The sequence below is a fragment of the Stenotrophomonas nitritireducens genome (genome assembly GCF_001700965.1).
Taxonomy (GTDB): Bacteria; Pseudomonadota; Gammaproteobacteria; order Xanthomonadales; family Xanthomonadaceae; genus Stenotrophomonas; species Stenotrophomonas nitritireducens_A.
Genome location: NZ_CP016756.1, coordinates 41,635 through 62,238 on the forward strand (window position 1 = coordinate 41,635; position 20,604 = coordinate 62,238).

The window sequence follows — 20,604 nt, forward strand, 5'->3', positions numbered from 1 at the left end:
TCCTACAGAATCCAGACGATGTAATAGGGAAACAGCAGCAACAGGACGATGAGGGCTGTCGCCAACCAGAGCCAACGTCGCCTGCGTCGCAGAGCGTCCGGGGCGATGCAACTGCCATCCACACCGCACCGTGCCGCCGGTCGATACAGCATCCAAAACGCCACGGCCAAGGACAGTACGGCGGCGGCGCTGAACCAGGGCCTCAAGGGATCGAGAGCTGTCAGGGTGCCGATCCAGGCGCCACTGATGCCCAGCAGGACCAGCACCAGCGGCACGACGCAGCAGACCGATGCGCCAATGGCGGCGATGCTCGCGCCAACGATGGCTGGAACAGACGATTTGGCCGGGGTTGTTTGCATCAGAGCATACTAGCCTCTGTACCTAGGTACGGAGTCAAGCCGTGCGTCCGAACACGTTTACGATCAGCCGGCTGGCGGCGGCGGCCGATGTGCACGTCGAAACCGTGCGCTACTACCAGCGGCGTAGGCTGCTGCGTCAACCCGAGCGACCCATAGGAGGCGTGCGTCGTTACGACGAAAACGATGTCAATCGGCTTCAGTTCATCCGGCGCGCTCAGATGATGGGATTCAGCCTCGACGAGATCGCTGGCCTGCTAGAGATCACAGGCGAAGGTTCTTGCGAGCAGACCCGTCAGCTGACCGAGCGAAAGCTCGTCGATGTCCGTCTACGAATCCGCGAGCTGCGACAGCTGGAGAGGGATCTCGAACAGAAAATAGCGCGGTGCGCCCAAGTGCCGGCGGGAGAGTGCTGCCCAACCCTCGATTTTCTGGAGCGGCCAATAAAGCCAGCTGCGACAGGCAGTTAGCTCACTTTCGGCCCGTTTTTACACGAATCCCTGCCGACCCTCAAATTCGACGTTTGCGGTCGAGACCGTCGTCAGCACGCGGGCACCTCTCGCCTTCGCAAACTGGATAGCGAAATGACCTACTCCGCCAGATCCCCCCTGGATCAGCACCGACTGTCCTGCTTTAAGACGGCCATAACGGAACAAGCCCTGCCAAGCAGTCTGCCCTGCAAGCGGGATGGCGGCCGCGTGAACATGGTCGAGCCCGGCGGGCTTCGCCGAAAGGGCGCGTTGATCTACGGCGATTTGCTGAGAGTAACCACCGCCGTGAATATCGACAATGCCGAATACCTCGTCGCCTACCTTGAAGCGAGTGGACTGGGCGCCGCAGGCCGCGACGACCCCAGAAATATCTCGGCCAGGCGTGTAGGGAAGACGGTCGTCCCTGACGCCCGGATACAGGCCTGAGCGGATCTTAAAGTCGATCGGGTTAATGCTCGCGGCGTGCACCGATACCAGCACTTGCCCCGCATCTGGCTGCGAAGTTTCGAGTTTTTCGATCTTCAGGACATCATTGCCGCCAAAGCGATGGAAACGTACCATCGTGCTCATAGCCTTCTGCCCGGCTTTCGCGCTACCTGTTCAGGGGAGCCCGAGATCACAATGCGACCGCCGGCATCGTGGCGACCGGCTCCCCACAGCAAGTGGCGGGGATACCACAGAGTCGGACTGCTCCCTTCCTTGAACAGGCGTTGGCACGAACTGCACCGCGATGATCATCATGTCGCGGCCCTAAAGCTCCTCTCCAAAGAACTGAAAGTACTTCAAGGACGTACTAGTAGGTGAGTAAAGGACAATTCGCCCCTCTCCCTCTCCGGCCAAGGGAGGCAGTCTCGAAGATCTACAGCTTCGCATCCGACAACGGGCGGCATGTGGCGGGGAACCGTCCATTGGTGAGGCAGAACTGGTGGTGGGCCTGTCAAGCATCCTGTGTCGCCACCTAGGACGCAAGGTTCCAATCGTCTGATCACACTCGAGCAGCGCTCGCGACCAGATCGGTACTAATCGCGTGACGGGGCCCTAAACCTCCCCTAGACTCACTGGAACATCGAGAAGCTTGGGGGCCCGATGTCACTTGCTTTAAGTTGGACGCACCATCCACTGAGCATGGCGCTCTCCCTGGCCTTGTTCGCCCTGCACCTCTTGGTGGCCGCGCGGGCCCTCACTCGCCCTGGGCGCACACCCGCTTCGCGGGCAGCCTGGGTGGCGGTCATCATGGCGGTGCCCACCCTGGGACTGGTCGCCTACCTCTTCCTCGGCGAAACGAGTATCGGCCGCGGACGAGTGCGTCGCCTGCATGAGGCCGAACGCACCCTGGCCAAGCCGGAAGGATCGGCGGCCACTTTGGTCGAATCCGCTGGTGAGCTGTCGCACCTCTGCACAGCGATCAACGGCTTGCTCGCCGTCGGCGGCAATCGTATCGAGTTGCTCGGCGATCCAGATGCAACCCCGGCCCAGCCCATGCTCGATTCGGAGGCGGCCATCGCCACGCTCGTCGCGGATATCGCCCAAGCCCGCGATCATGTGCACATCAGCTTCTATATCTGGCTGGATGATACCCATGGCGGCCAGGTGGCCGATGCGGTAGCGGCGGCGGCCCAGCGCGGGGTTGCGTGCCGGGTGATGGTCGATGCACTGGGCTCACGCGCCTTTATCCACGGTCCGCGCTGGCAGCAGCTGCGCCAAGCGGGGGTCCATCTGCTGGCCACACTGGATGACATACCCCGCCTTGGCTACCTAGCTGTAGGCCGGCTGGATCTGCGCAACCACCGCAAGCTCGTAGTCATCGATAACGCCATCGTCTACTGCGGCAGCCAGAACTGCGCCGACCCCCAGTTCAGGGTGCTCGCCCGCTACGCGCCATGGGTCGATATCTTCCTGCGCTGCCAAGGCCCGGTGGTGCGGCAAGCGCAATGGCTGTTTCTGAGCACCTGGATCGCCGAGATAGGCGAGCCGCTGGAAGCCCTGCCGGCAGCACAGCCTGAGCCTGCCGCCTTTGAGCCCGGCGTTGCCGCCCAGATGTATGGCAGCGGGCCTTCCACGCCGGGCAACGCGATGTCTGACTCCTTCGTAGGAGCCCTCTATGCTGCTCGGCGCGAGCTGCTGATTACCACGCCCTACTTCGTGCCGGATGAGGCTCTCCTGCGAGCCCTATGCGCAGCGCCACGACGTGGCGTGAAGACGACGATCGTGTTCCCCAAACGAAATAATTCCTGGCTGGTCGCCTGTGCCTGCCGAAGCACCTATCGCGATCTACTGCAGTCCGGGGTTGCCATCTACGAGTATCCGCTGGGGCTTCTGCATACCAAGTCGCTGACCGCAGATGGTGAATTCGCCCTTGTGGGCTCCGCCAACATGGACCGGCGCAGCTTACAGCTGAACTTTGAGAACAATCTTCTAATCATGGATGCAGCCACCACAGCGACCATCAAGCACCGTCAGCTCGGCTATCTCTCCGTCTCATCGGCAGTATCTCTCGATACTGTGAAAGCATGGCCCCTCCATACGCGCCTGCTTCAGAACACAGTGGGCATGATGGCACCGGTCCTCTAACCCCCCCCCTTTAGCGCCCCTCCTGTTCTGAATGAAGCTTCCCTTCTTTACTATCGGTCATTCCGACCGCAGCCTGGACACCTTCGCCGGACTGCTAAAGCAAGCAGATGTCACCCACGTGGCGGACATCCGAAAAATGCCTAGATCCAAAGCAAATCCTCAGTTCAACGAGGACAGCCTTGTGAACTGGCTGGCAACGCTTGGCATAGGGTATGAACATATCGCAGCGCTAGGCGGCCTACGCGCGAAGACCGTGCAGGTGCCCGCTGATGTGAACGGCTTCTGGATCAACCGTAGCTTCCACAACTACGCCGACTATGCGCTGTCATCGCACTTCAATGACGGGATAACGCACTTGATTGAACAAGGGCGCAAGCAGCGCTGCGTGATGATGTGCGCCGAAGCCGTATGGTGGCGCTGCCATCGCCGCATCGTCGCCGACCATCTCATTGCGCGCGGAGAGGCCGTGTTCCACATCATGAGCGAGAACCGCATCGAGCCGGCCCAACTCACGCCAGGCGCCGTCATCGAATCCGACTTGCGCGTCATCTACCCCGAAGAGAATCAGGGCTTGTGAGTTTTCCAGCCCTCCCCCGCGCCTTCTACCACCGCGACCCACGCATCGTGGCGCCAGAGCTGCTGAACAAGCTCCTGGTGCGCGACGATGGCCGCGTGGGTCGCATTGTCGAAGTGGAGGCTTACTGTGGTCAGGAAGATCCCGCCGCTCATAGCTACCGTGGCCAAACCCGTCGCAATGCCACGATGTTCGGGCCCTGTGGCCATCTCTATGTCTACTTGAACTACGGCATGCATTGGGGTGCAAACGCCGTATGTGGCGAGATTGGCCAGGGCGTTGGCGTGTTAATGCGCGCCATCGAACCTGTCGCCGGCATCGAACTGATGCGCCAAGCACGCCACTACCCGGCCAAGGAGACGGAGATCGGCTCTGGCCCAGGACGATTGACGCAGGCGATGGGCATCACTGGCGATCTGGATGGCGCCGATATCGTCCGCAATGATCGAGGAATCAGCATCGCCTCCGACGGCACGCCCCCACCTGAGGTGCCCGATGTGGGACCCCGAATAGGGATACGGCATGCCGTAGACCAGCCGTGGCGCTGGCATGTCCCTGCTCACCCCCATGTTTCGCACCTGCACCGCAATCGCCAGCGCTAGAGGTTATCTCTTGCTAGACGGGTGGAGCGTAAAGCAACTCCAGCGCTTCGAGCGCAGTGAGCACATAGCCACCGTTGTAGTCCACATCCTCATCAGTAGATAGATCCAGCTGCTTCCATATGCCATTGCGGTCGCCGATCTTGTATTCGTCGATCACACTATTGGCAAGACGACGGATAACACTGAACTGGCTGATATCAAAGTTCAAGCCACCAGAATCAATGAACAAGCCATGTTCGCGCATCGCCGCCGCCATGGGCATTGAGGTCTCAGTGAGGTAGAAGATCAGATCATCCGACTCCAACGGTCGATCTTCGGCCCGCGGGATGATGCCAATGCCACTCACCAACTGCTGTGCATTCGCACGCATATCATGGGTTAGCTTTTCATAAGAAACGGCAGTCATCGCTCTTCTCCTCACCAAAACACACAAAGCAGATCACATCCTAACGCACGATTAGAACCGCCCTGAAAGATCTATACATACTCAAGCGCGCCACCTTTGTGGGCGGCAATATGGTCAGTCTTGTCGCTCTTGATCTCGTATTGCGGATCGTCCTTTGATGCGTGGTGCGTGTAGTTCTTGTAGACGAAATCTTCGGTATGCACGGCAATGATCGTGCCAGATACCTTGCCCGCCTCTGAGTTCCAGCACACATGATCACCCACTTTGAATTTCCTGGTCACTCCCTTGTCCCTCCTACACACTTTGCAAGCTAAGCCAGCGAAACCACGACATTGACGACGGCTGCCAGGAGCACCGTATTGAATGTAAAAGCAACCAACGAATGCAGCAAACTGACCGCTCGGATGCGCGAAGACGAAATGGAAACATCCGCCGTCTGCGCCGCGACGCCAATGATGAATGAGAAGTAGAGAAAATCCCTGGCGCCAGGAGGCTTTCCGCCGGGGAATATCAGGCCGCCGTGGTAGCCATCCGCGCTATCGGCCTCTTCCTTGTCCGCTTTTCGCCAATACATGTGAGCGTAGTGCCAGGCCATCATCGCGTGGATCGTGGCCCATGCCAGCGGCAATGACGCCAACGTCATCACCAAGGCGATGGCATCGCGATCCTTCTGTCCACTCACGGTTATCACCAGGATCACGGCCAGCGCTGCCGCAGCCAGGGTGATGATCAAGACCAACCATAACGGCTCATCTCGGTGCCCAGCATTTTCTCTCATCCGTTGGGCATCAAAGGAAGGCACCGCAGCGAGGGTGCGCACCAGATAGGCGATGAAGAACACATCCACGCCCACCACCAACGCCAGGTAGGGCACGGCGTAAAGGGCCCAACCCCATGCCAGAAGACCAGCAACGGCGGCGAGGTAGAAGCTAGCTCGGGCATGCGACAGCTTGATCATCACTCACCTTTACTGGCCAACCAAACGAGGTTTTGCCCAGATTGAGATCGCTATCGGCCGCGCCCAATCATCGACGGCAGACGCAGTTGACAAAACGAGCACCTGCGTTATGGGTATACCCCCATTCGAAGGTGAAGAACATGAAATCCAATAGCCTGTTAGCGCTTACATGGAAAGAGCGGGCGGCCATCAGTGGGGGCGTGTTGATGCTGCTCGGATATGTATGGCTTGTTCTCTATGGCTGCCAGTATGCGAAGGCTCATCGGCAACCTGCCCCCCTGCAGAACACGTCCCAAAGCGCGCCAATGTCTCCGTCCGCACCGTAGACGACATCCATCGCCCAAATAGCAATTCCTGCCACCGAAAATCCAGTTCCCCACCAGCGTGTTTTTATCTCAGAACACATGGACGTTGCCCAGCCGGCAGCGAGTAACCCGAGCAGGAGCGCGTTCATCTGCGCAGATGGATCCTGCCCCGGAATCAAGTCGGACAGCGCAAGCACGATACCGATAATGATTGCCACGATCGCAATACTCAACCAGGCCAGGTCCCACGTCGATTTGATACCAAACAGGCGCGCCAATAGCGAGAAGTGATGAGCATCGTGCTTGGAATCTGGCACTTGTTTGACGTAAGAATCTGGCTGCTTTTCGAACTCATCGGGAATGCCATCAAACTCCTCCGATGAATGAACACCGCCAGGGGAAGGTGAGCTGACACTCAGCGCTTCCGAGTCCTCAGGCGGAACTTTCTCTGTATTCATGCCAAACATTCCTTCTGGACAGTGGCGGCTGGATCGCAGACAGGCTAGCTGCGCGCCGCAACCTCATCGATGTGCCGCAACAGATCCGCCGGATCCTCGTAAACACGAAAGGCACCCGCACGCTCGAGCTCTTCTTGCCCATACCCACCCGAGAGCACGCCAACGCCCAACGATCTAGCCCGTTGGGCCGCGAGCATGTCCCAGATGCTGTCGCCGATGACCAGGCACTGCGTGATGTCTACCCCGAGCCGCTCCGCCGCGGCAATGAAGAGATCCGGATCTGGTTTGGCATGCCGGACGAGGTCCCGGGTGATGACGGGCACCTGAGCTGGGTCCACGCCCAACGCCGCGATGTTGGGTCCCGCCGTCTCCATGCGGCCACTGGTCGCGATCGCCCACAGAATGGATGCGCCACTGAGGAAGTCCAGCAGCTCGCGCGCCCCGGGAAGAGGGTGCACTGAGCCCTCCCGGGAGAATCGCCCATAGGCTTCGGCGTGATACTGCCGAAGCCTGGCTAGACGCTCCTGCGTGATATCCAAGCCCGTCTCGCGCAGCAGGATATGGGTGAATAGGCCGCCGCTCATCCCGATCTTGCGATGTATCTTCCACACCGGCAGATCAACGCCCTCCCGATCCAGCGCCTCCTTCCATGCCAGCACATGCTGATAGACGCTATCGATCAGGGTTCCATCGAGATCGAAGAGGAATGCGGTTGAGGCTCGCGGCATGGCGGTGGTTTCCCAGGTAGGACGGGTTGGTCTCAGACGGTGCCCAACGTGGGGCGGCTACTCCTTGTCATCCTTGACCTCGGTAAACTCGGCGTCGACTACGTTGGGATCGTGTGCGCCCTCGCCGCTGCCGCCAGCCTCTTGGGTATGTGCGCCGCTTGCCGCCTCCATCAATGGCTGCGCGATGCGCTCGAGGCCTTGCGTCTTGGCCTGGATCTGGGCCTGATCATCCCCCTTCATGGCGGTTTGGAGGTCGGCCAGGGCCGCTTCTACCTCGCCGATCACGCCGCCACCGACCTTGCTTCCATGCTCGTTGACCGCGTTGCGCACGGTATAGATCAACGCATCGGCCTGATTGCGCACCCCTACCAGTTCCTGGAACTTCTTGTCATCGTCCCGGTGCTTCTCCGCATCCTCCACCATCCGCTTGATCTCGGCCTCTGACAGGCCCGAGCCGGCCTTGATCTCCACTTGCTGCTGTTTGCCCGTCTTGTTGTCCTTGGCCGAGACATGCAGGATGCCGTTGGCATCAATGTTGAAGGACACTTCAATCTGGGGCGCACCGCGTGGTGCGGGCTCGATGCCGGTGAGGTCGAACTTGGCCAGAGACTTGTTGAACTGCGCCTGCTCTCGCTCGCCTTGCAACACGTGCACCGTCACCGCCGGCTGGTTGTCTTCGGCGGTGCTGAACGTCTGCGACGCCTTGGCCGGGATTGTGGTGTTCTTTTCGATGATCTTGGTCATCACACCGCCCATGGTCTCGATGCCCAGGCTCAGCGGCGTCACGTCCAGCAACAACACATCCTTGACGTCACCGGCCAGCACGCCGCCTTGGATTGCGGCACCCAGTGCCACGGCCTCATCGGGGTTGACGTCCTTGCGCGGCTGCTTGCCAAAGAAGTCGGACACAGCCTGCTGCACCTTGGGCATGCGTGTCTGACCGCCCACCAGGATCACCTCGGTGATCTCGCTGGTCTTGATGCCGGCATCCTTGAGCGCGATGCGGCACGGTTCGATAGTCTTCTTGACCAGATCCTCCACCAGTGCCTCGAGCTTGGCTCGCGTCAGCTTGACGCTCAGATGTTTAGGGCCTGAGGCGTCAGCCGTGACATACGGCAGATTGACCTCAGTCTGCTGGGCCGAAGAGAGCTCAATCTTGGCGCGCTCGCCGGCGTCCTTGAGCCGTTGGAGGGCCATGGGGTCTTTACGCAGATCGATGCCCTGATCCTTCTGAAACTCATCGATCAGGTAGTCGATGACGCGTTTGTCGAAGTCCTCACCACCCAAGAACGTATCGCCATTGGTGGCCAGCACTTCAAACTGCTTTTCACCATCGACATTGGCGATCTCGATGATGGATACGTCAAACGTGCCGCCACCCAAATCGTAGACCACGATCTTCCTATCGCCGCCTTCCTTGTCCAGTCCATATGCCAAGGCGGCCGCGGTAGGCTCATTGATAATGCGCTTGACGTCGAGCCCCGCGATCTTGCCCGCGTCCTTGGTGGCTTGACGCTGGCTGTCGTTGAAATAGGCCGGCACCGTGATGACGGCTTCGTTGATGGTCTCCCCCAAGAAGGCCTCGGCGGTCTTCTTCATCTTCTCCAGCACGCGGGCTGACACCTCTTGGGGTGCCATCTTCTTGCCCTCGGAGGTGGCAACCCAGGCATCGCCGTTCTCGTGCTCGACGATGCTGTAGGACACCAAGCCGATGTCCTTCTGCACCTCTGCATCCTTGAACTTTCTGCCGATCAGTCGCTTGACGGCATAGAATGTATTTTTGGGGTTGGTCACTGCCTGCCGCTTGGCCGCAGCGCCCACCAACACCTCGCCATCCTTGGTATAGGCCACGATGGAGGGCGTGGTGCGATCGCCCTCGGAATTCTCCAGGACGCGGGCCTTTCCGCCCTCAATGATGGCCACGCATGAGTTGGTGGTGCCCAGGTCAATGCCGATAATCTTGCCCATCTTGATCACCTTTTTCGGTTGAGAAGTAGAAGCAATGCGCCCGGACCCAAACCACTTGTGCGATCCAAGGCACTAACCATCAATGCAGGACGAACTACGCTTACCTAGTTTCGTTTGAAGCCCAATCTTCCGTCCTGCGCGAAGACCTTCACCGTGTCCCCCGGCGTGAAGTCTCCCGACAGGATCTGTTTGGCCAAGGGATTCTCCAACTGGGTCTGGATGGTGCGCTTTAGGGGCCTGGCCCCGTAGATCGGGTCAAAGCCGATGTTGCCCAGCAGGTTCAACGCCGAGTCGTCCAGCTCCAGGTGAATCTGGCGCTCTTCCAGGCGTTTGGCCAGGTAACGAGTCTGGATGCGCGCGATCTCCCGGATCTGTGCCTTGTCCAAGGGATGGAAGACCACGATGTCATCGAGCCGATTGATAAATTCAGGCCGGAAATGGGCTTGGACCACACCCATGACCGCCGCTTTCATCTGCGTGTAGCTCTCGGCACTGTCCGCAGCCCCGCTTGCATCGGACATGTCCTGGATCAGGCTGGACCCCAAGTTGGAGGTCATGACGATGACGGTGTTTCGGAAGTCCACCGTGCGGCCTTGGCCATCGGTGAGCCGGCCATCGTCCAATACCTGCAATAGGATATTGAACACATCGGCGTGGGCTTTCTCCACCTCATCGAGCAGGATCAGCGAGTAGGGACGACGACGCACGGCCTCGGTCAGGTAGCCACCTTCCTCGTAGCCGACATAGCCAGGTGGTGCGCCAATGAGTCGGGCGACACTGTGCTTCTCCATGAACTCGCTCATATCGATGCGGATCATGGCCTCGCTACTGTCGAACAGGAACTCGGCCAACGCCTTGCAAAGTTCGGTCTTACCCACGCCCGTGGGACCCAGGAACAGGAACGAACCGCTGGGACGATTGGGATCGCTAAGGCCCGAGCGCGAGCGACGCACCGCATCGGACACCACCTTGATGGCTTCCTCCTGACCGATGACGCGTTTGCCCAAAGACTGCTCCATCTGCAAGAGCTTCTCGCGCTCGCCTTCAAGCATCTTGGCCACCGGAATGCCGGTCCAGCGTGAGACCACCTCAGCAATCTCCTCAGCGGTGACCCGATCCTGGACCAGCTTGAAGTCCTTCTGCTCAACCTCCTGCGCTGCGCGGAGTTGCTTCTCCAACTCAGGCAGTTGTCCATACTGGATCTCGCTCATCCGAGCATAGTCCTGGTGGCGTTGCGCGGCTTCCAATTCCAGCTTGGCTTTTTCGATCTGTTCCTTGACCTTGGTGGCCCCCTGCAAGGCCGCTTTCTCTGACTTCCAGACCTCATCCAGATCCGAAAATTCGCGTTCAAGCGAAGCGATGTCGGCGTCCAGGTCCGCCAGGCGCTTCTTGGACTCGGCATCCTTTTCCTTCTTGAGCATTTCCCTCTGGATCTTGAGCTGAATCAGACGACGCTCCTTGCGATCCAACTCTTCTGGCTTGGAGTCGATCTCCATGCGAATGCGCGAGGCCGCTTCGTCCATGAGGTCAATCGCCTTGTCCGGCAACTGCCTATCAGCAATGTAGCGGTGCGAGAGGGTGGCTGCGGCCACAATGGCCGGATCAGTGATCTCCACGCCGTGGTGGACGGCGTATTTCTCCTTCAGACCCCGCAGGATGGCGATGGTGTCTTCCACGGACGGCTCACCCACGAACACCTTCTGGAAACGGCGCTCGAGCGCGGGGTCCTTCTCGACATACTTCCGATACTCATCCAGCGTCGTAGCACCGATGCAATGAAGCTCACCACGCGCCAGCGCCGGCTTGAGCATGTTGCCCGCATCCATGGAGCCTTCAGCCTTGCCAGCGCCCACCATCGTGTGCAGTTCGTCGATGAACAGAATGACCTGCCCATCGGTCTTGGACAGATCGTTGAGAACGGCCTTGAGCCGCTCCTCGAACTCACCGCGAAACTTCGCTCCGGCAATCAACGCCCCCATGTCCAGCGACAGCACCCGACGGTTCTTCAAGCCTTCGGGCACCTCCCCGTTGACGATACGCTGAGCCAGACCCTCCACGATCGCCGTTTTGCCGACCCCAGGCTCACCAATCAAGACCGGATTGTTCTTTGTGCGGCGCTGGAGGACCTGGATGGTGCGCCGAATCTCCTCATCGCGACCGATAACAGGATCCAGCTTGCCCTCTTCGGCCCGCTTGGTCAGATCGATGGTGTATTTGTCCAGCGCCTCTCGCTGGTCCTCGGCGTGCTCGGAATCCACTTTGTCTCCTCCCCGCAGTTGTTGTATCGCGGCCAGCAACCTTTCTTTGTTCGCACCTGCGTGTCGAAGTGTCCGCCCCGCCTCTCCGGTGTCCTCTACCGCCGCCAGTAGGAACCATTCGCTGGCGACATAGGTATCGCCACTGTGTTGGGACAGTTTGTCCGCCACGTTGAGAAGACGCGCAAGGTCATTGCCGATGGAGACGTTTGATTGCCCGTTAACGCGCGCGAACCTATCTATCCCTGCGTCAAGTTGCTCATCCAGATGGGAAACATTCACGCCGGACCTGAGCAGCAGGGGCCGCGTCGTGCCTCCGCTCTGATCCACAAGGGCTTTAAGCAGGTGCACAGGCTCGATCAGCGTGTTGTCGTGGCGAGCAGCCAATGCCTGCGCCTCGACCAATGCCTGATGCAAACGCGAAGTTAGCTTCTCAAGACGCATCTGCTCTCCCTACAGCGCATCAAATCGGCGGACATCAATCCAGCCGACTCATGCCGGATCGAAATGCCGTCGCGGGGGCCAAACTTATCAGTATTTGAACCGCACAATGCTGGACAAGTTGTCCAAATTATCAGACAGAATGTCCGCGTTCAATCCGCGTGAGGGAAGGGTTCTCACTCACCTACCGGAGGCGTAGAATTGGCCCGGGTAAGCCCTGCAATGCGCGCGGCGGTCGCGACGCACGGGAGCGGCGGCACACGGGGAGGTATATATGATGAACGCAATAGCGTTGCTTGTGGCTCGGCTGTTCTTGGGCGTGCCTTTCATCATCTGGGGCGTCATGAAACTTCATGGGGGTGAGGCTAAGCTCGTGCCCGTCCTTGCCGGCATGGGCTTGCCCGACGCCAGGGTGCTGGCCTACCTGGTGGGTGTTTGCGAACTTGTTGGTGGAATAGCCGTGTGCATTGGCTATCCCGTTCGCACGGTAGGCGTCCTGCTAGGCGTGTGGTGCCTGCTGACGGGCTATGCGGCCCACAGGGGCGATGTGAACCAACTATTGGCTCATGTGGGCATGGCAGGTGGTTTCTTCCTGCTCGCCGCAGTGGGGCCAGGCTCGCTCTCACTATTCGGTGGAACTCCAACAGGTGTCTTCGCCCACCTGCGCTGATAGCTCAGCAAGAATAGCTCAACAAGAATACTGAATCTATCGAGGAAGCCATGTCCGCCCCAACTCCTGGATCAGATGCCATCCTATCGCCCAACACCCTGGCGCCGGACTTCACGCTCAATGCCACGCCCGACCAGAAATTATCGCTCCATGAGCTACGGGGAAGGCCCGTCGTGTTGGTGTTCTATCCCGCCGACTGGAGCGAAGTCTGCTCGGATGAGCTTACACTCTTCAACCAGGCCCTTTCGCTCATCTCGGAAAGTGGCACCACAACGCTTGGAATCTCTGTAGACAGCGCATGGTGCCACCAAGCCTTCGCCGCCGCGCACAAGCTACGTTTCGATCTACTCTCGGACTTCCATCCCAAAGGCTCTGTGTCGGCGCTCTATGGCGCATATGACGCCGAAAATGGCTATTGCAAGAGAGCCCTGTTCGTCATCGATGCACAAGGTCGCATTACCTGGAGCTACCTTTCGCCAACGGCCATCAACCCTGGCGTTGACGGCGTATTGGACGCGCTCGAATCTCTCAAACACTCCTGACCTCATCCCAGAACAGGATATCCGCCATGTCCACGCTTCGCATTCCTGTAAACACTCGCGATCACGCGCAGGGCCCCCTCGACGCACCCGTCATCCTGGTCGAATACGGCGATTATCAATGCCCGTACTGCGGCGAAGCCTATGAAGGAATCAAAGAACTACAGGCACAGTTCGGCGCAAGCCTGTGTTTCGTATTCCGCAACTTCCCTCTGAGCGATGACCACCCACAAGCCCTGCCCGCAGCCGTCTTTGCTGAGTATGCAGCCACCCATGGCAAGTTCTGGGAAGCACACGATGCCCTTTACGAGAACCAGGACCGTTTAGGCCCTGCGTTCTATGTCGAACTGGCGCGCGAACTCGCACTGGATATAGAAGGCCTGCAGGAAGCGCTCGAAGCCGGACAACTCGCCAGCCGCATTCAAGCCGATCTCAACGGCGGTTTGCGAAGTGGCGTTAACGGCACGCCGAGCTTCTTCATCAATGGCCAGCTATGTCCCATACAAGACGGAGTAGAGGATCTGGCCGGCCCCATCCACGCGATCCTCGATGGCATACAGCGCTAGGGCCACCCTGCTCAACCTGCGCAGCACCTACACCGGCGATTTCCAGTCCTTCGTCAATTCCAGCGTGTCCATCGTGCTGGGGGTGGGCTTCTTCATCGTGATGACCCGGCTGTTCCGCTCGGTCGGTGCCGAACTGAGCGCGCGCCGGCTGGTGCGCCGGGCGTGGACGGTGATCGCCGAGGCGGCGGCCGGGCACGGCGTGCTGGACCGGGACGTGTTCACCGCACGCATGATCGACCTGCTCGGCCAGCTCGCCCCGCGCATGGCCGCCGTATCCAGCGACAGCCACTTGGCCACGGTCGACCTGCTCGACGAAATCCGCGCCGGCCTCAACGTGATCGAATTGCGCCGCGCGCGCCGGGTGCTGCCCGAAACCAATGCCGCCGCGCTGGACCGCCTGCTCGATGCGGTCTGCCGGCATTACCGCGAACAGGCCGCGCATGGCCGCAAGCTGGCGGCGCCGGCCGCGCTGCGCGAGGCGATCGACGCATCGCTGGCGCGCGTGCGCACGCTGCCGCCCGGCACCGGCCGCGACGAGGGCCTGCTCGGCCTGATCGGGCTGCGCCATTTCTTCGCCGCCGGCGAGGCCGAAGCGGCGGAAATCGCGGTCCCCGCCTGAGCGGCGGCCTTCACGCGCCGCCACATTCGGCCGCGCTTTCATGCCGGATGACCGGTTTCACGCTGCACATGGTTCAATCACGCAAGCAAATCCATTCACCACCGCACGTCTGGACGGCATCGTGTCCGTTCGGCAACCATCGCCCGATCGGGAACCTTCATGCCGGATGCATGCACGGTTCCGGATGACGCGCTGGTCACCACCACGCGGATCGCGACGGGCTGCACCGCCGCCGCGTGGCCTCCCCCACCTTTCACTGACCTGATCACGGAGAAACCTCATGGTCGACACTCCCTTGCCGGGACAGGGATCCGCCTTGCGCGCCATCCCCCGGCTGTTGCTCGCCCTCATCGTCCTCGCCACCGGCGTGGCGCTGGCTTATGGCGGCATATCGCTGCTCAAGCTGGGCGGCTCCGCCTATTACCTGATCGCCGGCCTGGCCTACCTGGTGCTGGGCGTGCTGGTGCTGCTGCGCCATCGCCACACGGCCGCGTTCTCGCTGCTGGTGTTCGTTGCCACCGCCGTGTGGGCGCTGCTGGACACGCCGCGCTTCGGCTACTGGGAGCTGCTGCCGCGACTGGTGTTCCCGGCGCTGGTGCTGATGATGACCTTGTGGTCCGGCGCCGCTTATCCGGGCGTGTCGGCCATCACCCGCCGGCTGGGCAACAGCGGTGCGCTGGCCACCTTCGTCGCGCTGCTGGCCACGCTGGTGGCCGCATTCTTCCCGCACGGCACGATCTCCAACCCGGCGGCCATCACCGCCGATCCGGCCGCCGCCAAGGCCTCTGCGGCCAACCCGGGTGACTGGGAGTTCTTCGGCCGCAATGCCGCCGGCACGCGCTTTGCGCCGTTCGAGCAGATCACCCCGGCCAACGTCAACCAGCTGCAGGTGGCGTGGACCTATCGAACCGGCCGCCGCACCGTGTCCGAACCGGGCGCGGCGGCGGGCGTGGACGAAAACACCCCGCTGCAGATCGGCACCTCGCTGTATTCGTGCACGCCCGAGAACCTGGTGACCGCGATCGACGCCGATACCGGCAAGGCGATCTGGAAGTTCGATCCCAAGGCGCACACCGCCGAGCACGTGACCTGCCGCGGCGTGGGCTATTACGACATCGACAAGGACGCCAGCCTCGACGCCGCGCAGAAGGCCGCGTACACCGGGCAGACCTGCCGCCGCCGCATCCTGGTATCCACCGTCGATGCGCGCCTGTTCGCGCTGGATGCCGCCACCGGCGCACAGTGCCCGGGCTTCGGCCAGAACGGCGTCGTGGACCTGAAGCCGCACATGGGCCCGGTGGAAAACAGCAAGCGCTACCACCCGACCTCGATCCCGGTGGTGATGGGCCACCTGGCCGTGATCGGCGGCTGGGTGCGCGACATCATGGAAGGCGAGCCTTCCGGCGTGGTGCGCGCCTACGACGTGCGCGACGGCTCGGAAGCCTGGGCCTGGGACGTGGGCAAGCCCGACGAGCTGGCCAAGCCCGGCGAGGACTACACGCTGGCCACGCCGAACGTGTGGACCATCCCGACCTACGACCACGAGCTGAACCTGGTCTACCTGCCCACCGGCAACGGCCCGCCCGATTACTGGGGTGGCAGCCGCAACCCGGCCAAGGAGAAGAACGGCTCGGCGGTGATCGCGCTGGATGCTTCCACCGGCAAGGTGCGCTGGGTGCGCCAGCTGATCCACCACGACGTGTGGGATTACGACCTGCCCTCGCAGCCGGTGCTGCATGACGTGACCGATGCGCAGGGCCGCAAGGTGCCGGCGCTGATCCAGACCACCAAGACCGGCCACATCTTCGTGATCGACCGCCGCACCGGCGAGTTCGTCACGCCGGTGGAAGAACGCCCGGTCCCGACCACCCCGCACGCGCAGGGCGACACCCTGTCGCCGACCCAGCCGTTCTCGGTGGGCATGCCGATCATCGGCGCCGATACCCTCACCGAGCGCTCGATGTGGGGCATCAGCCCGTTCGACCAGCTGTACTGCCGCATCAAGTTCAAGGACTCCAACTACCAGGGCGCCTTCACCCCGCCCAGCGAGAAGCCCTACATCGAGTGGCCCAGCCTGCTGGGCGGCATGAACTGGGGCGGCATCTCGATCGACGAATCGCGCAACCTGATGTTCGTCAACGACATGCGCATGGCGCTGCGGATGCAGCTGATCACCCGCGAGGACGCCAAGAAGTTCAAGGTGTCCACCGACGAAGTGCCCGGCTTCATGGGCACCATCCGTCCGCAGCTGGCCGGCCCCTACGGCGGCGTGAAGATCGACATCCTGCAGTCGCCGCTGGGCGTGCCCTGCGTGGACCCGCCGTTCGGCACGATGAGCGCCATCGACCTGACCACCAAGAAGCTGGTGTGGCAGGTGCCGCTGGGCACCGTGAAAGACACCGGCCCGCTGGGCATCAAGACCCACCTGTCGATGCCGATCGGCATGCCGACCCTGGGCGGCCCCACCTCCACCGCTTCGGGCCTGGTGTTCTTCGCCGGCACGCAGGACTACTACCTGCGCGCGCTGGACGCGGCCACCGGCAAGGAAGTGTGGAAGGCCCGCCTGCCCGTGGGCGCCGTGGCCGCGCCACTGGTATACGTCTCGCCGAAGACCGGCAAGCAGTACGTGGTGATCTCCGCCGGCGGCACCAGCCATTCGCCGGACGTGGGCGACTACGTGATCGCCTATGCGCTGCCGGACAGCATGACGAAGAAGTAAGCCGCACCGGCCGGGCGGCCGATGCCGTCCGGCCGATCACGCCGCCGCCCATCGCGGCGGCGGTGCAAACGGAAAGGCCCGGCAATTGCCGGGCCTTTTCTTCATCCGGGAAAACAGCACTGCGGCCGATGCCGGCGCCAGCCTTCAGATCAGCTTGCCGGCGTTGTCGAGCACGTAATCGCAGCCCTTGTCCTTGAGCTTGTCCGAGACCGCATCCAAGTTGAAGGACTGCCCGCCGTCGCCCTGCAGGATGCCCTGCAGGCCACTCTTGTAGCCGCTGTCCTGCTGCGCCTTCTTCTCGGTGCCCAGCCCGTATCTGGACAGCAGCTTGTCCTTCACCGAGGCCACCGCGTTGCCGCTCAGGTATTTGCGCTTCACGCAGTACTCCAGCACGCCGGCCGCGTTGCCCGCGGTCTTGCCGCTGATGCCCGGCAAGGCCAACCCGCCCAGTCCCCCCAGCGACGACACGCCCTCGCTCGATTGCGCGGACGACTCGCTGCCGCCCAGCGACTTCTTCAGGCTCTTGAGGTCCACGGCCGAGGCCGACCCGGCCACGGCCAGCAGGCCGACGGCGATGACGAAACGACGCAGGTTCATGGAGTGATTCTCCCGTTGACGTGGCGGGCCGGACGGCCCGATGCAGGGCCGATCATAGCCGCACCATCACCGGTGGCCTGTCGAGGCGGGCGGCGGCATGCGGGGAGAAGATGCTGCGCACGGCCGACATGCCCGCCATGCCGGTCACGGCGTGACCCGGGCATGTAAACCGCGCCTTAGCGCCTGCGGAAAATCGCGTCGATCTTGCCACTGCCGGCAACCGGCACCGACGCGCCTGCCGTACGATGTCGCCACCCCGTCGGCCGCGCTGCGCACGTTCCACATGAAGGCTCACCTCCCCGCAGAAGCCGTGCCGGCATGAGCCACGCATCGCTGCGCACCTCGCCCCGGGCCCGCACCCGGAGCGAGCGGCTGCAATCGTGGGTGGCGGCCTTGGTCAGCGCCTTGCTGCACCTGCTGCTGTTGCTTCTGCTGTTGTCGTCTTCGGTACCCACCGTGTCCGACCCCGACGGTGCCGCCGGCGGCAGCCGGATGAAGGTGGATTTCGTCGGCGACGCCTCGCCCCAGCCGGTGCAGAGCAAGCAGCCCGCATCGCCTTCGGCCCGCCACGCCAAGGCCAGCACGCCGGTGCAGACCACGCTGGTGCAGCATGCCGAGCATCCGCCGCCGCCGCATGCCGAACCCACGCGGACGCATCACCCCGAAGTGCGGCAAGCCACGCAGGCCGCACAGACCCCGGCGCAAACCCCGTCACAGGCCGTCGCAAGCCTGCCGCCCAGCGCCGACCGCCATCCGGAAACCTGGACCGGGCGGCCGCCGGGCATGCTCGAACAGGACAGCGCCCGCGAAAACGCCGGCCTGGCCGACAGCGCCTCGGTCAGCCACGGCAACGGCCGCACCAACAACAACGCCTCCGGCTCCAGCCTCGAAGTGGGCGGCTATCAGGTGTACTACGACCTGCTCAGCGAAGAACGCCTGCGCGCGTGGAAGGCGCAGGGCATGAAAGAGCTGTTCATCCCGTTGCCGGGCACCGAGTACCAGATGGTGTGCCCGCTGGAAGTCGCCCTGCGCCGCGGTTCGAGCAAGTGCCGGCTGCTGCCGCCGGACTCGCCCGAGCTGAAAGACATCGGCGATGCGCGCAAGGCCATCATCATGATGGACGTCTACCACGAGGGCGAACGCCTCTGGCACGGGCCGGGACCGTACCGCTGAGCCTGCCGCGCGGTCGCCAGCCCACCATCGTCGGTCCTGATCGCGGCCTTGCCGGGTGCCCCCGTGTCGGCATGTCCGCTCTTCGAGCGCAGCAGTGGCAGCTTGTCGGACATCCAGCGGGACAAGCCCTGCCGCCGATGTCCGAGGCGGTCCATGCCCGCAGCGGCACGCGGCCGCTTGCGTACCATGCAGCCGTCCTCCGCGTTCAAACCGGACTGCATGATGCTGCTGCGGTTGGATGCCTTGCTGATCGACATGGACGACACGCGGGTGGATTCGCGCGCACGGGTAGAACACCTGCTGCGCGACTTCGCCGCCCACCACGGACTGGACGCCGACGAGGTGATCGCCCGCGCGCACGGCATGCAGTCCATCGACATGACCCGGCATTAGGGATGCTCTGAACAATTCCTCGGCGACAATAGCGCAAGGTTCGACGGATGACGACGATGCAGCTGAGCTTCGGGGACGCGGAACACACGGGCAAGCGGAAGAAGACGCGACGCGAGATCTTCCTGGCGGAGATGGAGCAGGTTGTGCCGTGGAACGCATTGCTGGCGCTGATCGCACCGCACTACCCGAAGATGGGCCAGCGTGGCCGGCAGCCGTACGCGCTGGCGACGATGCTGCGCATCCACTTTCTGCAGCAGTGGTACGCGCTGAGCGACCTGGGCATGGAAGAGGCGCTGTACGAGATGCCGGTGATGCGCCGCTTTGCCCGCCTGAGTGGGCTGGACAACATCCCGGACGAAACCACGATCCTCAACTTCCGCCGGCTGCTGGAGACGCATGATCTGGCGCCGCAGCTCCTGGAGCGCGTGAACGCGCACCTGGCGCGCAAGGGCCAGAGCTTGAAGGCCGGCACGATCGTCGATGCGACGATCATTGCGGCACCGAGCTCTACCAAGAACAGGGACGGCAAGCGCGACCCGGAGATGCACCAGACGAAGAAGGGCAACCAGTGGCACTTCGGGATGAAGGCGCACATTGGCGTGGACGAGGAGTCGGGCCTGGTGCACCACGTGGAGTGCACGGCGGCGAACGTCAACGACGTGACGCAGGTGCACAAGCTGCTGCACGGCAAGGAAGACACAATCTGCGGCGACAGCGGCTACACGGGCGCGGACAAGCGCGAGGAGCTGCAAGGCGTGGAGGCTGCGTTCTGGATCGCGGAGAAGCCGTCGAAGCTTCGTGCGATGAAGAACAAGCGTGATCGCAAATACGCCGAACGCTGGGAGCACTTCAAGGCCAGCCTGCGGGCGAAGGTGGAGCATCCGTTCCGAGTGGTGAAGCGGCAGTTCGGTTACACCAAGGTGCGCTATCGCGGGTTGGCGAAGAACACGGCGCAGGTGTTGACGCTGTTCGCGCTGTCGAATCTGTGGATGGCGCGGCGACGTCTGTTGCTGCCGACGGGTTAATCCGTCTGTTGGACGGGGAAAGCCGTCGAAAAGCGTCAGAAACGGCGCAAAATCCATCATATCGAGGTCGACTTGGCGCCTTGACGCTGAAATCCAAGCATCAGAGCGCTTTGATCAGACCTTCCCTAGGCTCCATTAGGTCGGGGTTATCTGGAACAGGATTGTTTCCAATGACGTGACAGGTCAGCGC

At 62.0% G+C, this 20,604-nt stretch carries 22 protein-coding genes; 12 read left to right on the top strand and 10 right to left on the bottom strand.

The features are described from left to right. Nucleotides 1–2: 2 nt before the first annotated feature. Nucleotides 3–359, bottom strand: coding sequence for a mercuric transporter MerT family protein (locus BCV67_RS00185; protein ID WP_017355168.1), 357 nt, complete (start codon nucleotides 357–359; stop codon nucleotides 3–5). Nucleotides 360–400: 41 nt separating this feature from the next. Here BCV67_RS00185 and BCV67_RS00190 point away from each other — a divergent pair, with 41 nt between their 5' ends. After that, nucleotides 401–826: a MerR family transcriptional regulator gene (locus BCV67_RS00190; RefSeq protein ID WP_017355167.1), complete on the top strand. Its 426-nt coding sequence runs from the start codon at nucleotides 401–403 to the stop codon at nucleotides 824–826. Between the two features lie 18 nt (nucleotides 827–844). On the opposite strand, the gene BCV67_RS00195 is transcribed toward BCV67_RS00190, so the two are convergent. After that, nucleotides 845–1,417 carry an NADP-dependent oxidoreductase gene (locus BCV67_RS00195; RefSeq protein ID WP_082746428.1) on the bottom strand — a complete coding sequence of 191 codons (573 nt, stop codon included), beginning with the start codon at nucleotides 1,415–1,417 and terminating at the stop codon, nucleotides 845–847. Nucleotides 1,418–1,972: 555 nt separating this feature from the next. Between BCV67_RS00195 and cls the strand changes: the two genes are divergently transcribed. Genes cls through BCV67_RS19370 form a run of 3 tightly spaced genes read left to right on the top strand, consistent with a single transcriptional unit; the run spans nucleotide 1,973 to nucleotide 4,594 of the window. After that, complete coding sequence (gene cls / locus BCV67_RS00200; RefSeq protein ID WP_231732522.1) at nucleotides 1,973–3,418, top strand: cardiolipin synthase; 1,446 nt, start codon at nucleotides 1,973–1,975, stop codon at nucleotides 3,416–3,418. A 31-nt stretch (nucleotides 3,419–3,449) separates the two neighbouring features. Continuing rightward, a complete protein-coding gene (locus BCV67_RS00205; RefSeq protein WP_062165805.1) occupies nucleotides 3,450–3,995 on the top strand; it encodes a DUF488 family protein in 546 nt (181 codons plus the stop codon). After that, nucleotides 3,992–4,594, top strand: a complete 603-nt coding sequence (locus BCV67_RS19370; RefSeq protein ID WP_082746429.1) for a DNA-3-methyladenine glycosylase — start codon at nucleotides 3,992–3,994, stop codon at nucleotides 4,592–4,594. Before BCV67_RS00205 ends, BCV67_RS19370 begins: the two co-directional genes overlap by 4 nt. A gap of 13 nt (nucleotides 4,595–4,607) precedes the next feature. On the opposite strand, the gene BCV67_RS00220 is transcribed toward BCV67_RS19370, so the two are convergent. From BCV67_RS00220 to clpB, 7 genes are all read right to left on the bottom strand, one after another. Further along, the gene (locus BCV67_RS00220; protein WP_136004710.1) at nucleotides 4,608–5,000 is read right to left on the bottom strand and encodes a hypothetical protein; all 393 of its coding nucleotides are present in this window, start codon (nucleotides 4,998–5,000) and stop codon (nucleotides 4,608–4,610) included. A 71-nt stretch (nucleotides 5,001–5,071) separates the two neighbouring features. Then, a complete protein-coding gene (locus tag BCV67_RS00225; protein ID WP_062165813.1) occupies nucleotides 5,072–5,281 on the bottom strand; it encodes a DUF2945 domain-containing protein in 210 nt (69 codons plus the stop codon). 29 nt (nucleotides 5,282–5,310) lie between these two features. Then, nucleotides 5,311–5,958: a DUF1345 domain-containing protein gene (locus tag BCV67_RS00230; RefSeq protein ID WP_062165815.1), complete on the bottom strand. Its 648-nt coding sequence runs from the start codon at nucleotides 5,956–5,958 to the stop codon at nucleotides 5,311–5,313. Nucleotides 5,959–6,217: 259 nt separating this feature from the next. Next, nucleotides 6,218–6,721, bottom strand: coding sequence for a hypothetical protein (locus BCV67_RS00235; protein WP_065867994.1), 504 nt, complete (start codon nucleotides 6,719–6,721; stop codon nucleotides 6,218–6,220). A 44-nt stretch (nucleotides 6,722–6,765) separates the two neighbouring features. After that, a complete protein-coding gene (locus tag BCV67_RS00240) occupies nucleotides 6,766–7,449 on the bottom strand; it encodes an HAD family hydrolase (protein ID WP_062165819.1) in 684 nt (227 codons plus the stop codon). A 57-nt stretch (nucleotides 7,450–7,506) separates the two neighbouring features. Next, nucleotides 7,507–9,417, bottom strand: a complete 1,911-nt coding sequence (dnaK, locus tag BCV67_RS00245; RefSeq protein ID WP_062171279.1) for a molecular chaperone DnaK — start codon at nucleotides 9,415–9,417, stop codon at nucleotides 7,507–7,509. 104 nt (nucleotides 9,418–9,521) lie between these two features. Next, nucleotides 9,522–12,116 (bottom strand): ATP-dependent chaperone ClpB, encoded by a 2,595-nt coding sequence (gene clpB, locus BCV67_RS00250; RefSeq protein WP_062165821.1) that lies wholly within the window; start codon nucleotides 12,114–12,116, stop codon nucleotides 9,522–9,524. A 271-nt stretch (nucleotides 12,117–12,387) separates the two neighbouring features. Between clpB and BCV67_RS00255 the strand changes: the two genes are divergently transcribed. The 5 genes from BCV67_RS00255 to BCV67_RS00275 all read left to right on the top strand — a co-directional run bounded on the left by BCV67_RS00255 (nucleotide 12,388) and on the right by BCV67_RS00275 (nucleotide 17,226). Continuing rightward, nucleotides 12,388–12,783 carry a DoxX family protein gene (locus BCV67_RS00255; RefSeq protein ID WP_062165824.1) on the top strand — a complete coding sequence of 132 codons (396 nt, stop codon included), beginning with the start codon at nucleotides 12,388–12,390 and terminating at the stop codon, nucleotides 12,781–12,783. A gap of 50 nt (nucleotides 12,784–12,833) precedes the next feature. Continuing rightward, nucleotides 12,834–13,325, top strand: a complete 492-nt coding sequence (locus tag BCV67_RS00260) for a redoxin domain-containing protein (RefSeq protein ID WP_062165826.1) — start codon at nucleotides 12,834–12,836, stop codon at nucleotides 13,323–13,325. Nucleotides 13,326–13,351: 26 nt separating this feature from the next. Then, nucleotides 13,352–13,888 (top strand): DsbA family protein, encoded by a 537-nt coding sequence (locus BCV67_RS00265; RefSeq protein ID WP_062165828.1) that lies wholly within the window; start codon nucleotides 13,352–13,354, stop codon nucleotides 13,886–13,888. Then, complete coding sequence (locus BCV67_RS00270) at nucleotides 13,872–14,507, top strand: FUSC family protein (protein ID WP_062165830.1); 636 nt, start codon at nucleotides 13,872–13,874, stop codon at nucleotides 14,505–14,507. Before BCV67_RS00265 ends, BCV67_RS00270 begins: the two co-directional genes overlap by 17 nt. Nucleotides 14,508–14,787: 280 nt before the next feature. Next, the gene (locus tag BCV67_RS00275; RefSeq protein WP_062165832.1) at nucleotides 14,788–17,226 is read left to right on the top strand and encodes a membrane-bound PQQ-dependent dehydrogenase, glucose/quinate/shikimate family; all 2,439 of its coding nucleotides are present in this window, start codon (nucleotides 14,788–14,790) and stop codon (nucleotides 17,224–17,226) included. Nucleotides 17,227–17,370: 144 nt separating this feature from the next. Here the strand turns inward: BCV67_RS00275 and BCV67_RS00280 are convergent, their stop codons facing one another. Then, on the bottom strand, nucleotides 17,371–17,823 hold the full coding sequence (locus BCV67_RS00280) for a DUF2501 domain-containing protein (RefSeq protein ID WP_065867995.1): 453 nt from the start codon (nucleotides 17,821–17,823) through the stop codon (nucleotides 17,371–17,373). Between the two features lie 318 nt (nucleotides 17,824–18,141). Between BCV67_RS00280 and BCV67_RS00285 the strand changes: the two genes are divergently transcribed. The 3 genes from BCV67_RS00285 to BCV67_RS00295 all read left to right on the top strand — a co-directional run bounded on the left by BCV67_RS00285 (nucleotide 18,142) and on the right by BCV67_RS00295 (nucleotide 20,414). Further along, a complete protein-coding gene (locus tag BCV67_RS00285; RefSeq protein ID WP_062165836.1) occupies nucleotides 18,142–18,996 on the top strand; it encodes a hypothetical protein in 855 nt (284 codons plus the stop codon). Nucleotides 18,997–19,182: 186 nt separating this feature from the next. Beyond that, nucleotides 19,183–19,389 (top strand): hypothetical protein, encoded by a 207-nt coding sequence (locus BCV67_RS00290; RefSeq protein WP_156455701.1) that lies wholly within the window; start codon nucleotides 19,183–19,185, stop codon nucleotides 19,387–19,389. A gap of 56 nt (nucleotides 19,390–19,445) precedes the next feature. Beyond that, nucleotides 19,446–20,414, top strand: coding sequence for an IS5 family transposase (locus tag BCV67_RS00295; protein WP_062171280.1), 969 nt, complete (start codon nucleotides 19,446–19,448; stop codon nucleotides 20,412–20,414). Nucleotides 20,415–20,604: the final 190 nt, after the last annotated feature.